Origin of the sequence: Bacillus kwashiorkori, assembly GCF_001375515.1 — a bacterium.
GTDB lineage: Bacteria > Bacillota > Bacilli > Bacillales > Caldibacillaceae > Bacillus_BK > Bacillus_BK kwashiorkori.
The window spans coordinates 83798-98299 of sequence record NZ_CTDX01000012.1; the positions used below are offsets into that span (position 1 = coordinate 83798).

Sequence of the window (14502 nt, forward strand, 5' to 3'; positions counted from 1 at the left end):
TGTCGAGAAAAAGTTATTAGAGGATACAAATTAAAATGATTTATACTAATATATATGATTAGCAAAAGTAGGTATGATAAGTTTTTGAGAGGTACAAGAGGAAGGTAAAAAAACTGCCCCAATATCGGCGCAGTTTTTTCCTATATATTATAGAGCCACATATGTGCGAAAGCGTTCTTCATCTAATAAATTGCCAACGAAGAAAGAACCGAACTCCCCGTATCGCGCACTCACTTCATCAAAACGCATTTCATAAACTAATTTTTTAAACTGCAATACATCATCAGAGAATAAAGTAACCCCCCATTCAAAGTCATCAAAACCGACCGAACCAGTAATTATTTGTTTTACCTTCCCAGCATATTCACGGCCAATTCTGCCATGACTTCTCATTAGTTCACGGCGCTCTTCCATCGGTAGCATGTACCAGTTATCATTGCCCTCTCTACGTTTGTCCATTGGATAAAAGCAAATGTATTTTGATTTTGGAAGTGATGGATAGAGTCTTGAGCGGACATAAGGATTTTCATAAGGATCCCCGCCATCCCCACCTGCCAAATAATTACTCAATTCAACAACTGAAACGTAGGAATATGTAGGAATAAGAAATTCAGCTAATGTTGTTTTATTTAATTCATTCGCAAGATCGTCTAGCTCTTCCATCGTCGGTCTTAATAACATAATCATCAAATCAGCTTTTTGTCCGACTATAGAATAAAATGCGTGACTTCCTTGCTTATTTTCATCAACCTCTGCCCATTTATTTAATAAAGCTAAAAACTCTTCAACTGCAGCATCCCGCTCTTCTTGAGAAATCGCCTTCCAGCTCGTCCAATCGATAGAACGAAAATCATGCAGTGAATACCAGCCATCTAATGTTTGCACTGCTTCATTCATGTCATATCACTCCTTTGTCCTTTTCACACATACTATATCATAGACAATAACTATTTTTCCTAATAAATGATTGTGACGAAATGATGGCACTCTAATAAAAATGATTTAAAATGATATTAAAAAGTTTATGGTTGATATGGTGTTAGTATAGAAGCGTGGAAACAGCTTAGTTAAGTCTCTATTATAATAAATAGAGAGGAAGTGTCCGAAATGAAACAAAAGCGATATAATCAAGAATTTAAACAAACAATCGTAGAACTTCACAAGGCTGGCACGTCTGTGAGTGACCTCCAACGCGAATATGGTGTATCAGAAGTTACAATTTATAAATGGATCAAAGCCCACTCTCCAGTTGCTGGGTCAGAAGATGGTTTAACTCCTGCACAAATTGCAGAAATACAAAAAGAGAACTTGCGTCTTCAGCAGGAGGTAGAAATTTTAAAAAAGGCTATGACCATATTCGCGCAAAAGTAACAGACCAGGAGATCATTGATCACATTGAACAAGAAAAAGAGAATCCAATTCAATAAATGTGCAAAGTTCTTGAAGCCCAAAAAGTACGTACTATCAATCGTTTAAAAAAGTTCCATCTTCATACCAGATTGAAAATGAAGCGATTTTAGAGCGCATTAGAGTCATTCATGCGGAGAGTAAAGGTCGTTATGGCGCACCTAAAATCCATTTTCTACTGAATCAGGAGGACTTTTCAGTTAGTTTGAAACGGGTACAACGGATTATGAAAGAAGCAGATATCCGCTCTATTATTACGAAAAAGTATCGTCCAACACAAACTGTTGGTCACGTTAAAGATCGTGAAAATCTTTTGGAACAAGATTTTGAAACTACCACTATAAATGAAAAATGGGTGGCAGATATAACGTAATATTAATACCCTTCGGGATGGCTGGTGTTACCTAGCTTCCGTTCTTGACCTGCACACAAAGAAAATAGTAGGATACTCTTTTTCAAAAACAATGACTGTGGAACTTGTTCTCCAAGCGTTATTAAACGCAATCGATGTTCAACAGCCCGGAGAGGGCCTTGTTTTACACACTGATTTAGGCAGCCAATATACCAGTGAAGCTTTTGAAGAAGCATTAAAACAGACAAAAATAAATCAATCTTTTAGTCGTAAAGGTTGTCCGTATGACAACGCCTGCATTGAGTCTTTCCACGCAATATTAAAGAAGGAGGAAGTGTATACAACTATTTATTCTGATTTTGAAACAGCAAGGTTAGCCCTTTTTCAATTTATTGAATCGTGGTATAACCGTAAACGGATCCATGGAGCTATTAACTATATGACACCTCAGCAATTAGAGGATTGTTGTCGTCGTAAAGCGGCTTGATTAGTAAACAAATAAAAAGATTTCACTGAGCCACAGCGGAGCTGCTTGCCAATGAGTGCAGCGCCCGATTCTTAGTAGGCGGTGGAAGGGGGCGGGGCCCCACCAGCGAATACTTAGAATCGATTTGTCCGTGTTATGCTTACAGCAGGAAGAGCCCCTAGGCTGTTTTTTTGGCGAACCTGCTCCGATCCACCAACACGGACAAAAGCAAGGTCAACGGTGGCGGGCAACAAGTGGGAATGCCAAAACAAAACTTTTTGACTGATTATTTTGGAAATATAGATTTAAAGTGATTTAACTTTTTTGTGTCCAAGATATTGACCTAGATCCAATATTATGAATTAGTGTAAATAGGGAATAGTAAATGAAGATATGTGCAACAGTTGAATAATGATCCACCAATTATCCAAAAGTAATGGAAAACAATCAAAAAAAATTATTGTATCAAAGCATTTTTTGTAAATAATATTGTCTCTTTACAGTAAATCGTTTTTGTTTTAATCAATTGGAGTATTCATCGAAAATAAATTTCCTGTTGTAAACGGTGACAATCATTCATTAGCTTGAAAAATTTTTCACAAATAGTATGCTAAAGAAGGAAACTTTATCAAGGAGGCACAATTTATGGATTTATTTTCAATCGTAAAAGAAAAAATTAGTGGAAAAGGATTGCGGATCGTTTTTCCTGAAGGATTAGATGAGCGAATTTTACAAGCAGCTTCTAGACTTGCAGCAGATAATTTAGTTAAGCCGATCTTACTAGGAAATAATGCTGAAATTGAAGCGAAAGCTAGCTCGCTATCTGTTAGTTTAGATGGGGTAGACATAATTGACCCAAATACATATAGTGAATACGATTTATTAGTGGAAAAATTTGTTGAAAGAAGAAAAGGGAAAGCAACGGAAGAGCAAGCACAACAAATTTTGCGTGACGTGAACTATTTTGGAACAATGCTCGTTTATTTACAAAAAGCGGACGGATTAGTTAGTGGGGCAGCCCATTCTACTGCTGATACGGTACGTCCAGCACTCCAAATTATTAAAACGAAACAAGGAGTGAAGAAAACATCCGGAGCATTTATCATGGTTCGCGATGATAAAAAGTATGTGTTTGCTGATTGTGCAATTAATATGTCATTAGATGCGCAGGATTTGGCGGAAATTGCCAATGAGAGTGCGAAAACAGCGAAAATGTTTGATATTGATCCGAAAATCGCAATGCTTAGTTTCTCTACAAAAGGTTCAGCAAAATCCCCAGACACGGAAAAAGTAGCGGAAGCGGTTCAACTTGCAAAACAATTAAACCCTGAATTAGTAATTGACGGGGAATTCCAATTCGATGCTGCATTCGTACCAACCGTTGCGGAAAAGAAAGCACCAGGCTCAGTTATTAAAGGGGACGCGACGGTATTTGTGTTCCCAAGCCTGGAAGCGGGAAATATTGGTTATAAAATTGCCCAACGGCTAGGTAATTTTGAAGCGGTCGGACCGATTTTACAAGGTCTTAATGCTCCAGTAAATGATTTATCTCGTGGATGCAGTAGTGAAGATGTGTATAAATTGGCTTTAATTACTGCAGCTCAATGTATATAATAAAGATACTATCCCGTCAGCTACATAGACGGGATTTCTTTTCATACTCATTTTTGTAAAGGTAGCTTACGTATGAAATATTGAATTTTTAATAAGGAGAATACATATGAGCGAGGCACTAACTCTTTTACGACAACCAGAGTGGCGTGTAATGGACCAATCCAGCTTAGGTCCACAATTCCCTGCCATTCAATCATTCGCAATCGATGATACGTTATGTGAATCGGTTGGCTCGGGAAATTCAGCCGCCGTTGCGCGTGCATGGGTTCATGAAAAAACCGTTGTGTTAGGTATTCAAGATGTTAGGTTACCATACCTGGAGAAAGGTTTAACATATTTAACGGAGCAAGGATATCAATATATCGTTAGAACATCTGGAGGACTTGCCGTATTACTAGATTCAGGCGTTTTAAATTTAACGTTAATTTTCCCTGAAACAGAAAAGTCGATAGATATTAACCGCGGGTATGATGCGATGTATCAATTAATCAAAATGATGTTTGCCGATGTAACGGATAAAATTGAAGCATATGAGATTGTCGGTTCCTATTGTCCAGGAAGTTATGATTTAAGTATTGACGGGAAAAAGTTTGCGGGAATTTCCCAACGACGGGTTAAACGTGGTGTCGCTGTTCAAATATACTTATGTGTTACTGGAAGTGGCAGTGAGAGGGCAGCGATTATTCGCGAGTTTTATGAACAATCCATACAAGAGGAAGAAACAAAAACGGCCTATCCGAAAATAAAACCAGAAGTAATGGCATCTTTATCAGAGTTGTTAAACATAAATTTGACGGTCGACAATACGATGATGCGCTTTTTACAAGTTTTGCAGAAATTAAGTAACAAACCACTAATTACGTCTCAACTTTACGACTTTGAAGTGCCCAAATATGACCATTATTATGAGAGAGTCGTTGAACGGAATGAAAAGTGGCTACCATTGTAACAAAATGGCTAATAAAAAGAGCTAACGCAAAGTATATGCGTAGCTCTTTATTATTATATCCGTTGTTGCCAAACCCGATTTGGAAATCTGGCTGTCGTTTTTAAAAAGTTTTTTCTCCCTTAACTCCCTACTATTCTGCAACTTTTTCTAAATTTCCGTTGCGATCCATTTTAAAAGTCGTTGCTGGTCTTTCCTCTTCATCAAACAGTACAAGCTTGCGTGCACGATTCATTATTTGAATTAATGTTTCATAATCTTCTTGCATTGTTTGAGAGTTTTGTTCTAATTCTTCAATTTTGCTTTCTAATTCTTCATTCTGTTTGCGCAAATCTCGAATTTCTTGTTTTAATCTTGCATTCTCACTCTTATAAATATTAGATTGCAAACTTGAGACATTTAAGCTTTGTAAGAAACGAATAACTTGATCCATCGTTAAATCATTAGTACTTGTCACAGTAGTTACCGGTTCCGTTTGAATGGTAGTTTGTGTAACAGGTTCACTGATTACTTCAGATAGACTTTGTTCAGTTAGATCAGATAATTCAACATCTGTTGGCATTGGTGGCTGGTAAAGTAATTTTTTCTTACCACCATGGTCTTTTCCTAATAATCTTTGTCTTTGCTTCCGTTGTTTTTTTGCTAGTTGTAACGCTTTTTCATATTTATGGCGCACCACTGCGTTCCAGCGAAAACCGCATGCAGCACTTGTCCGATTTAGTTTATCACCTACCTCTTCAAAGGCGTTTAATTGTGTACTTCCTTCACGTACATGTCGTAAAACAGTTTCCGCTAATAATAAATCATTTTCTTCTGTCCATGCATCTTGACGAACTTTCATTTCCTCAACTCCCAATTTCAATTATGTTATTTTTAGTAGGATTACTATTATCATGGACAAATTTTTTTATCTTTATACAAGAATATTAAAAAGGATAATAGATTTTTTAAAATTTTTACTTGTAAAAGTATATTATGGATGATGGATAGCAGGTAAAATGGGAAAAAGCTAAATACATATTTTGTGAATCTTTTAACAAATGAGAAGCTTGATATATCGAATTATTAGCAGTAAAATACCTTTTAGTATAAAAAACCATTTCACTTTTAATTGATAATTTCGCTTGCTAAGTGGGATTTTAATAAACGAATAAGTGACGAGAAAAAACTATATATCATGAAGGGAATGTCAAAGATGGCAAACGAATTTCGTGTTTGCGATGACTGCCAAGCAGTTAATTTGAAAACATTAATACCAAAATTAAAGGAAATTGACCCAGAAGCAACGATTCAGATCGGTTGCCAATCTTATTGTGGACCAGGACGTAAAAAAACATTTACATTCGTGAATAATCGTCCAGTTGCTGCCTTAACAGAAGAAGAATTAATGGAGAAAGTAAAACAAAAATTACAAGGTTAATCTGTTTTGCTTTATTCCACGAAGAAAACACTCTTACATACAAGGGTGTTTTTTTAAACTTTCTATTCATAAATTTTTTAACGAAATGGAGTGGTGTGGAAATTTTAACAAATTAAATGGTATTTTCTAATGAAACAAGCTAGAAAAGCAGATATAATAGATTCATGAAACTTTGGAAGAGGGTATTGCTATGTCTGAACAAAAGTTAAGTGAAGAAAAGGTATTTAAAGACCCTGTTCATCGATATGTACATGTTCAAGATCGCGTCATATGGGACTTAATCGGTACAAAGGAGTTTCAACGATTACGGCGCATCAAACAATTAGGTACGACCTTTTTGACATTCCACGGTGCGGAACATAGTCGCTTTAATCACTCCTTAGGTGTATATGAGATCGTTAGACGAATTGTGGATAATGTTTTTAAAGGCAGACAAGGTTGGAATGAAGAAGATCGATTACTCGCCTTATGTGCGGCACTTTTACATGATTTAGGCCACGGTCCATTTTCCCACTCTTTTGAAAAAGTTTTTTCGTTAGACCATGAAAGTTTTACTCAAAAGATTATTTTAGGTGACACTGAAGTGAACAAAGTATTGCAGACGGTTGATGCAAGTTTTCCGAAACAAGTCGCAGAAGTTATTGCCAAAACATCGGAAAAAAAACTAGTCATCAGTCTTATTTCCAGTCAAATCGATGCAGATCGGATGGATTATTTACTAAGAGACGCTTACTATACTGGAGTAAGTTATGGCAATATTGATATGGAGCGGGTATTACGGGTAATGCGCCCACAGGAAGATCAAGTCGTTATTAAAAAAAGTGGGATGCATGCAGTAGAAGATTACATAATGAGTCGTTACCAAATGTACTGGCAAGTGTATTTTCATCCAGTAACCCGGAGTGGTGAAGCGGTATTAAAAAAACTTTTACATCGAGCAAAATATTTATATAATCACAGCTATTCATTTAAACATGAACCTCGTCATTTTTATACATTATTTTCCGAGCAAACGACGTTACAAGACTATTTAAATTTAGACGAAACCGTAGTATTATATTATTTTCAAGTCTGGCAAGAAGAAGAGGATGAAATATTAAAAGACTTATCTAGCCGGTTTTTAAATCGCAATTTATTCAAATATGTAGAGTTTGATCCAGCGGTAGAATATAAGAAATATAAAGAATTGACCGATTTATTCAAGGCTGCTGGCATTGATCCAGATTATTACTTCGCTTTTGATTCCTCCTCTGATTTGCCATACGATTTTTATCGACCAGGTGAAGAGGAAGAAAGGCTACCGATTCATTTACTAATGCCGAACGGAGAATTAAGGGAACTATCGACTGAGTCGGAAATTGTCGAGGCGATTAGTGGAAAAAGAAGAACGGATCATAAATTATACTTTCCTCAAGATCTTTTATATGATGAATCGAAGGAAGGGCCAATAAAAAAGCAAATTAGAAAACTATTAGGTATAGAATAACAAGGGGATACTTGAACTTTGAGTGAAGTTATTGTAGTTTTGGCCTTTTTGAAAATGAACAATGGATGCAGTAGGAGATGAAGTGAAGATGATGCTTTCGGAACATGCAAAAATATTAAATACGATTCGTTTAGCCGATGAAGTTGTTGGACGGAAAAAGTTACAAAAAATGATTTTTATAGCAAAAAAACTTGCCTATCCTTTTCAAGAAAAATTTGAATTCCATTTTTACGGACCCTATTCAGAAGAGTTAACTTTACAAATGGAAGAATTAGTAAATATGGGTTTTTTAGAAGAAGTAAAAGAGAAAAAGGGTGGCTACTTTCAATATCGTTATACAATCACTGATACAGGGGAAGAATTTTTACAAATGTATGAAAATGCATTAAATACAAACAGCTTTGATGATTTAGTACAAAATCTGAATGATCAAAGTGCCCGCTTTTTAGAACTCGTATCGACTATTCTTTACTTTGACCAATTATCCCGGGAAGAAATTTTTGATAAAGTTTATACAGTGAAAAGTAAACAAAATTATACGGAAGAAGAGATTGAAGAGGCTTTTCGCTATATTGACGCACTGAAAAGTATGGCAAACATCCAACTCCACACATAACGACTAACCGAAAATGGTTAGTTTTTTCTTTATCCAATTCAACTATTTTTATTTTCTTGCATTTTTCATGTATACTGTTCACTAAGATATAGAAAGAATGAGGAATGAGAAGGAGCGAATATATGAATTTTTTAAATCAAATTTTAGCCTTTCCGCTACAGACGTTGCCTTTTATTATTATTTCACTTGTTATTGCCTTTTCCGTACATGAATTTGCCCATGCGTTTGTAGCATATAAATTTGGTGATAATACGGCGGCACGGCAAGGAAGACTTACGTTAAATCCAGCAGTCCATTTAGACCCGATTGGAACGTTGATTTTACTATTATTTGGGTTTGGTTGGGCCCGGCCAGTACCGGTAAATCGTTACAATTTTGCCAAACCGCGCTTAGCTGGTGTCCTCGTTTCAGTAGCTGGGCCACTAAGTAATTTATTGCTAGCAGCGATAGGGGCATTGTTGCTTCATTTATTAATGTTAATCAGCTTGCCATCAGCAATAGGATTCTTTTTATATGAATTGTGTATATGGTTTTCCTATTTGAATATCGTTTTATTCGTTTTTAACTTATTGCCAATTCCGCCCCTTGATGGTTACCGGATTATTGAAGACTTAGTGCCGAACAATGTACGAGCAAAAATGAGCCAATATGAAGTATATGGGATGATTCTTTTTCTAGTCTTGGTCATAGTCGATCCGCTATACAACATAACAATTGGTCCGATTTTCCACCAAGTAATCCCGTTCTTTTTAAAATTGTTAGGCATTGACTTTTTTATTTAACTAGATTAATTCTTGCTTAGAGAAGGTTTGTTTGCGTGCAAGAAAACATATGCTGTAAATATGGAAGGAAAAAATCAGTTTGCTAGTTATTATCTGTAAGAAGGAAAATGTTAGTTGTTTTGAAATAGAAAAAATTGTTGTTCGAGGAGGATAGCAATGGAAGAAAAGAAGGAGAAAAAATCAATATCATTTAATATTATCAAAAATGACCCGACAGACGGCCATAAAGGTTATGGGACAGGGGTATTAAATTTAGAAAATATGACACCAGTTTTCATTGATGTGGAGGAAAAAGAAGCCTTTATCGATATGGGTGCCATGCATGCCCGTAGTAAAGTAGAAAGAGGTATAAAATTTTTAAAAAATAGAGAAGAAGTACCGAATGGAAAACCGTATTGGCTTATTTGGATTACGATTGAGCGAAAAGAAGCTGGACCATATTATCACGGTGTAACCGCCTGTGAATTAACGGTTGACCGTTCCATTCGCCGCGGTTATAAATCTCTTCCAGACCACGTAAATAAAATGGATAAATCACTAAAGGGTCATATTATGGTAGATCATATGGATGACTCATCTAAAAAAGTGTTAGTGGAGTTTTTGAAAAACCATGATCTAGATTTTTGGAATCGCTCTAGTGAGAAGTTGAAAAAGGATTTAGGATATAATTGATTTTTTTACATGTGACGTCATAAATAGTTTTATAATTGAAATTAGCCTATATGATTACTTTATTTTAGTCTATCTCCCGTCTGAATGATGGGGGATTATTTCTGTTTTATTATTTTGACAACTTAGACCGCGCATTCAGAAATGAAAAACAAAAAACTGCCCCTACAACGAGTGTAAGGACAGTGAAAAATCAAGTAAAATTGTAAAACTAAACGAAATTTAATTTAACCAATCAAATAACCGTTTAAACCACGGTTTCTTTTCTTGTTGTTCCTTCTCCTTTTCTTGTTTTTCTATTGGAGGAATATGGTCTAAGCAATAGTCGGTTGGTTCTGTACCAGCAACAAAATAAGTAAGCCTTGCTGTTGGACATGTTTCCGTTGCTAACAGACCGTTTTTCGCATCAACCTCCACACCGACAACCCCATTTGGAGGTTGGAATGGTTGTAATGGTTTGTCCTTTAAGGAAGTTTCCATAAAATCAATCCAAATATTTTTCGCATAACTTTTTTCAGTAACCATCGTAATCTTTTTCCCTTTATCATAACCGGTCCAAACCGCAGTGACAATTTCAGGAGAATAGCCAATCATCCAACTATCCGTATCGGTCGTACCAGATTTCCCTGCATATTCACGCGTCATTTTTTTTGCAATGGAATTTCCTGTGACCGTTGCATAGCCATTGAACCTTTCATCAAAGACGCCTGTTAACATATGGCTCATTACAAAGGCATGGCGCGGATCAAGAATTTGTTCTTGTCGGCTCTTATGCTCATAAATAACTTCTCCATGAATATTTTCTATTCGCTCAATGAAAACTGGGTCTACCGCTTCTCCATTGTTAGCGAACAAGCTATATGCTTTTGCCATTTCCAAAACACTAACACCAGATGTACCTAATGCTAGTGACGGTACTTTTTTTTGCTTGGATTGAATACCGAATTTTTTCGCATATTCCACTAACGTATCCATTCCTAAAAATAAATGTGTTTTCACTGCATAAATATTGTCAGATACAGCGATAGCTTGGGCTAATGTTATTTCGTCATTAGGATATTGATGATTATAATTTTGTGGAGTGTATTCTTTACGCCCGTCATCATACGTAAAAATCGTTTCTTCGCTGCGCAAAGTCGTACTTGGTGTAAAACCATGCTCCAGTGCAGCATAATATAATATCGGCTTCATAGTGGAACCCGGTTGTCGAATGGCTTGAATAGCTCGATTAAAACTGCTCTTTTGATAATCTCTGCCACCAACAAGTGCTTCTACATAACCGTTTTTTGGATTTATGGCAACTAGTCCGACTTGAATATCGGATTCGGTGGAAATTAACGATTGAATTGTTTTCTCGGCAACCTCTTGTTTCTCACGGTCCAGTGTCGTATAGATTCGTAAACCACCTAAGTTAATTGTTTTTTCATCAATACCAAGATCGTTTTTTAAGTGGAAACGAACTACGTCTTGGAAATATGGCGCAAATTCCACTTTCTTCACATGATCATTTCCAAATAAGTTGATTTCCTCTGTTAAAGCAGATTTCCTCTGTTGTTCCGTAATGATGTCTTTCTTTTCCATCAATTGTAGTATTAACGCCTGTCGCTGTTTTGCTTTTTCGAGGGAAACAAACGGAGAAAAGCGACTAGGACCTTTTGGAATTCCAGCTAACAAGGCCGCTTCACTTAAGGATAAATCTTTTGCACTTTTATTGAAATAAAATCGGCTAGCAGCTTCTACTCCATATGCGCCATGGCCATAATAAATTGTATTTAAATACCCTTCTAAAATTTCTTCTTTCGTATAGTTCGCTTCTAACCGAATCGTGTAGAGTGCTTCTTTCAATTTTCTTTTCCACGTTTTTTCGTGGGATAAAAATAGATTGCGTGCATATTGTTGGGAAATGGTACTTGCTCCTTGTGCTTTCCCAAGTGCTTTTACATTGGCAAAAATGGCACCGCCAATCCGTTTTAAATCAAAGCCTAAATGGGTATAAAAATGTTGATCCTCTACAGTAATAGTTGCATCCATAAGTTCAGGGGCGATATCATCTAAAGGAACCCAATAACGTTTTTGACCGCTATGCGTTTCACCAATAATAGACCCATCACTAGCAAAGTATATGGTGGACTGGGGAACAGTTAGCGGTGGAGGACCAGCAATCTTTGCAATAGTATAAGCAGATAATATGAGAAAAAATGCAATAATAACAAAACAAGCTCCAACAAAAGTAGCACCTTTAACTAATCTCAACGTCCTCAAAAAATGTGGGTTCGTCTTCAGCTCCACTAGCATCCCTTCCTTTTTTTGGGGGGACTGTCCCCAACAATTCGGAAAATTTTTAACTATCGGGGACGAGAAAAGAAACAGACCCCTTTTTCTATAGTATGGAAATTTAGGTAAGTTTTTAAACATGCGTGATGACATTAGAAAAAGTGGTTAAGCTAAGAATTAGAAGTTAAAATAAAATAGTTATAGTGAATGATAAGGGGGCAAAAAAATGTCAGGATTATGGTTTACAGAAAAGCAAACGGAACACTTTGGAATTACGATGAAGATTAAGCAAACATTACATACGGAACAAACTGATTTCCAATATTTAGAAATGGTTGATACGGAACAATGGGGAAATATGCTTTTACTCGATGGAATGGTTATGACGACGGTTAAGGACGAGTTCGTTTATCATGAAATGGTTGCCCATGTACCACTATTTACCCATCCGAATCCAGAAAAAGTATTAGTTGTTGGTGGTGGCGACGGTGGGGTGATTCGTGAAATATTAAAACATCCTTCCGTAAAAAAAGCGGTACTTGTTGATATCGATGAAAAGGTTATTGAGTACTCAAAGAAGTTTTTACCGCAAATCGCTAGCAAACTAGATGACCCTCGTGTGGAAGTACAGGTTGGTGATGGTTTTATGCATATAGCAGAAAGTAATGACGAATACGATGTAATTATGGTAGACTCCACCGAACCAGTAGGCCCTGCTGTACAGTTATTTACGAAAGGGTTTTACGCTGGCATTGCGAAAGCGCTAAAAGAAGACGGTTTATTTGTTGCACAAACAGATAATCCGTGGTTCAAAGCAGATCTCATTCGTTCTGTCCATAAAGATGTTAAAGAAATTTTTCCAATAACAAGGCTTTACACCGCTAATATTCCGACGTATCCAAGCGGGCTATGGACCTTTACAATCGGTTCGAAAAAACATGACCCGTTAAAAGCGGAGAAAGATAAAATGAAAGAAATCGATACAAAATATTACACTGCAGACATCCATTTCGCTTCATTTGTTTTACCTCGATTTTTGGAAAAATTAACGAGTGGGGAGTAAGTTACGGAGAGCAAAGAGCGGAAAAAATGTCGGTGGGAAAAAAAGGGGAGTTGTTATTATGCGTTTTGATGAAGCATATTCTGGGAATGTATTTATTCGCAGTCATCCAAATTATGAAGAAAGTAAAGCAGTCATCTATGGCATGCCAATGGATTGGACCGTATCATTTCGCCCAGGTTCCCGTTTTGGCCCTGGGAGAATTCGCGAAGTTTCCCTTGGATTGGAAGAATATAGTCCGTATTTAGATAAACATTTAGAGGAAATTCATTATTTTGATGCCGGTGATATCCCGCTTCCGTTTGGCAATCCACAAAGGAGCTTAGACTTAATTGAGGAATTTGTAACGAAATTGCTTCAAGACGGAAAATTTCCCCTCGGACTTGGAGGCGAACACCTTGTAACTTGGCCCGTTTTAAATGCCTTCCACAAACATTATCGGGATTTTATTCTCATCCATATTGATGCACATGCTGATTTGAGGGAAAATTATGAAGGGGAATTGTTATCCCATTCGACCCCCATCCGTAAAGCATGTGATCTACTTGGAGCACGTAATGTATTTTCGTTTGGAATTCGCTCTGGTATGCGTGAAGAGTTTGAGTTTGCAAAGTCAAGTGGTATGTATATGGCAAAATTTGATGTTGCCGAACCACTGAAATCCGTGTTACCAACATTGGCAGGGAAGAAAGCTTATATTACAATTGATATTGACGTGTTAGATCCATCCCATGCCCCTGGAACCGGAACAGCAGAGGCGGGTGGTATTACTTCGAAAGAGCTATTAGAAGCAATCACATTAATTGCTAATTCCGATTTACAAGTAATCGGAGCGGATATAGTAGAAGTGGCTCCGGCATATGATCCGACAGAACAAACACAAATTGCCGCAAGTAAATTTGTTCGGGAAATATTATTAGGTTGGGTGAAATGAATTTGTTCTAGAAGAAATGGCGAATTTTTTTAAAAAAATCCATCCGATTTCTTAGAATTAGTATATAATAAAAACTAGTTTGTCCAACATAACAAGGGAGCATTTCCCTTGTTTTTTCTTTTCCATAAAAAAATAGACAGACAAAGTTGTTCATTTGCGAATAAGATGTTAAAATTTTAAAAATATACATACGTATTAAAAGTGGTAATTCATTGCTTTCGTCGTCCAGCTTTTTTACAATAAAGCTATGTTAAAGATTGGTGTTGATTTCCGTTCCAAATTTATTGGTGACTTAAGCGAATGGACAGGAACAGGCGGACGCTTTCCGCGGGTACGGCCTCAGCCGCTTCGATGCACCGCGTCTCCTTATTTCTGGCTCGTGCTGTTCCCGCAGGACAAGGAACGCTTCGATAGCTGCGCATTCCACGAAGGAAAAAGCGAATGCTTTTTTCGAGGAGTCACCGCCTGACACTACA

General features: G+C 36.8%; 12 protein-coding genes and 1 pseudogene. 10 read left to right on the forward strand and 3 right to left on the reverse strand.

The features are described 5' to 3' along the window. Positions 1-147: 147 nt before the first annotated feature. Positions 148-897 (reverse strand): hydrogen peroxide-dependent heme synthase, encoded by a 750-nt coding sequence (hemQ, locus tag BN1242_RS03605; protein WP_062351409.1) that lies wholly within the window; start codon positions 895-897, stop codon positions 148-150. 210 nt (positions 898-1107) lie between these two features. On the opposite strand from hemQ, the pseudogene BN1242_RS13435 reads away from it, so the two are divergent. The 3 genes and pseudogenes from BN1242_RS13435 (at position 1108) to lipL (ending at position 4788) form a co-directional block, all read left to right on the forward strand. Then, positions 1108-2246: pseudogene (locus tag BN1242_RS13435) on the forward strand (IS3 family transposase). Positions 2247-2870: 624 nt separating this feature from the next. Then, positions 2871-3839 carry a phosphate acetyltransferase gene (gene pta / locus BN1242_RS03620; RefSeq protein ID WP_062351414.1) on the forward strand — a complete coding sequence of 323 codons (969 nt, stop codon included), beginning with the start codon at positions 2871-2873 and terminating at the stop codon, positions 3837-3839. A 106-nt stretch (positions 3840-3945) separates the two neighbouring features. Next, a complete protein-coding gene (lipL, locus tag BN1242_RS03625) occupies positions 3946-4788 on the forward strand; it encodes an octanoyl-[GcvH]:protein N-octanoyltransferase (RefSeq protein WP_062351417.1) in 843 nt (280 codons plus the stop codon). 130 nt (positions 4789-4918) lie between these two features. On the opposite strand, the gene BN1242_RS03630 is transcribed toward lipL, so the two are convergent. Beyond that, entirely contained in the window at positions 4919-5626 is a 708-nt protein-coding gene (locus BN1242_RS03630; RefSeq protein WP_062351420.1) for an RsfA family transcriptional regulator, read from the reverse strand. Positions 5627-5980: 354 nt separating this feature from the next. On the opposite strand from BN1242_RS03630, the gene BN1242_RS03635 reads away from it, so the two are divergent. From BN1242_RS03635 to BN1242_RS03655, 5 genes are all read left to right on the forward strand, one after another. Then, positions 5981-6205: a YuzB family protein gene (locus tag BN1242_RS03635; protein ID WP_062351423.1), complete on the forward strand. Its 225-nt coding sequence runs from the start codon at positions 5981-5983 to the stop codon at positions 6203-6205. A 190-nt stretch (positions 6206-6395) separates the two neighbouring features. Then, the gene (locus tag BN1242_RS03640) at positions 6396-7691 is read left to right on the forward strand and encodes an HD domain-containing protein (RefSeq protein WP_077216095.1); all 1296 of its coding nucleotides are present in this window, start codon (positions 6396-6398) and stop codon (positions 7689-7691) included. A 91-nt stretch (positions 7692-7782) separates the two neighbouring features. Further along, a complete protein-coding gene (locus tag BN1242_RS03645; RefSeq protein ID WP_062351765.1) occupies positions 7783-8307 on the forward strand; it encodes a YwgA family protein in 525 nt (174 codons plus the stop codon). A 122-nt stretch (positions 8308-8429) separates the two neighbouring features. Next, positions 8430-9089, forward strand: coding sequence for a site-2 protease family protein (locus BN1242_RS03650; RefSeq protein ID WP_062351426.1), 660 nt, complete (start codon positions 8430-8432; stop codon positions 9087-9089). Between the two features lie 156 nt (positions 9090-9245). Beyond that, complete coding sequence (locus BN1242_RS03655) at positions 9246-9761, forward strand: YwhD family protein (RefSeq protein WP_062351429.1); 516 nt, start codon at positions 9246-9248, stop codon at positions 9759-9761. 219 nt (positions 9762-9980) lie between these two features. Here the strand turns inward: BN1242_RS03655 and BN1242_RS03660 are convergent, their stop codons facing one another. After that, positions 9981-12047, reverse strand: a complete 2067-nt coding sequence (locus tag BN1242_RS03660) for a transglycosylase domain-containing protein (protein WP_062351432.1) — start codon at positions 12045-12047, stop codon at positions 9981-9983. 211 nt (positions 12048-12258) lie between these two features. Between BN1242_RS03660 and speE the strand changes: the two genes are divergently transcribed. Both speE and speB read left to right on the forward strand, forming a co-directional pair. Then, complete coding sequence (gene speE / locus BN1242_RS03665) at positions 12259-13095, forward strand: spermidine synthase (RefSeq protein WP_062351437.1); 837 nt, start codon at positions 12259-12261, stop codon at positions 13093-13095. 58 nt (positions 13096-13153) lie between these two features. Beyond that, the gene (gene speB / locus BN1242_RS03670; RefSeq protein WP_062351440.1) at positions 13154-14026 is read left to right on the forward strand and encodes an agmatinase; all 873 of its coding nucleotides are present in this window, start codon (positions 13154-13156) and stop codon (positions 14024-14026) included. Positions 14027-14502: the final 476 nt, after the last annotated feature.

What these genes read in the sequence shown, in the direction of transcription:
- hemQ (WP_062351409.1), bottom strand. Translation starts at nt 897, where the DNA reads ATGAATGAAGCAGTGCAAACATTAGATGGCTGGTATTCACTGCATGAT.
- pta (WP_062351414.1), top strand. Translation starts at nt 2,871, where the DNA reads ATGGATTTATTTTCAATCGTAAAAGAAAAAATTAGTGGAAAAGGATTG.
- lipL (WP_062351417.1), top strand. Translation starts at nt 3,946, where the DNA reads ATGAGCGAGGCACTAACTCTTTTACGACAACCAGAGTGGCGTGTAATG.
- BN1242_RS03630 (WP_062351420.1), bottom strand. Translation starts at nt 5,626, where the DNA reads ATGAAAGTTCGTCAAGATGCATGGACAGAAGAAAATGATTTATTATTA.
- BN1242_RS03635 (WP_062351423.1), top strand. Translation starts at nt 5,981, where the DNA reads ATGGCAAACGAATTTCGTGTTTGCGATGACTGCCAAGCAGTTAATTTG.
- BN1242_RS03640 (WP_077216095.1), top strand. Translation starts at nt 6,396, where the DNA reads ATGTCTGAACAAAAGTTAAGTGAAGAAAAGGTATTTAAAGACCCTGTT.
- BN1242_RS03645 (WP_062351765.1), top strand. Translation starts at nt 7,783, where the DNA reads ATGCTTTCGGAACATGCAAAAATATTAAATACGATTCGTTTAGCCGAT.
- BN1242_RS03650 (WP_062351426.1), top strand. Translation starts at nt 8,430, where the DNA reads ATGAATTTTTTAAATCAAATTTTAGCCTTTCCGCTACAGACGTTGCCT.
- BN1242_RS03655 (WP_062351429.1), top strand. Translation starts at nt 9,246, where the DNA reads ATGGAAGAAAAGAAGGAGAAAAAATCAATATCATTTAATATTATCAAA.
- speE (WP_062351437.1), top strand. Translation starts at nt 12,259, where the DNA reads ATGTCAGGATTATGGTTTACAGAAAAGCAAACGGAACACTTTGGAATT.
- speB (WP_062351440.1), top strand. Translation starts at nt 13,154, where the DNA reads ATGCGTTTTGATGAAGCATATTCTGGGAATGTATTTATTCGCAGTCAT.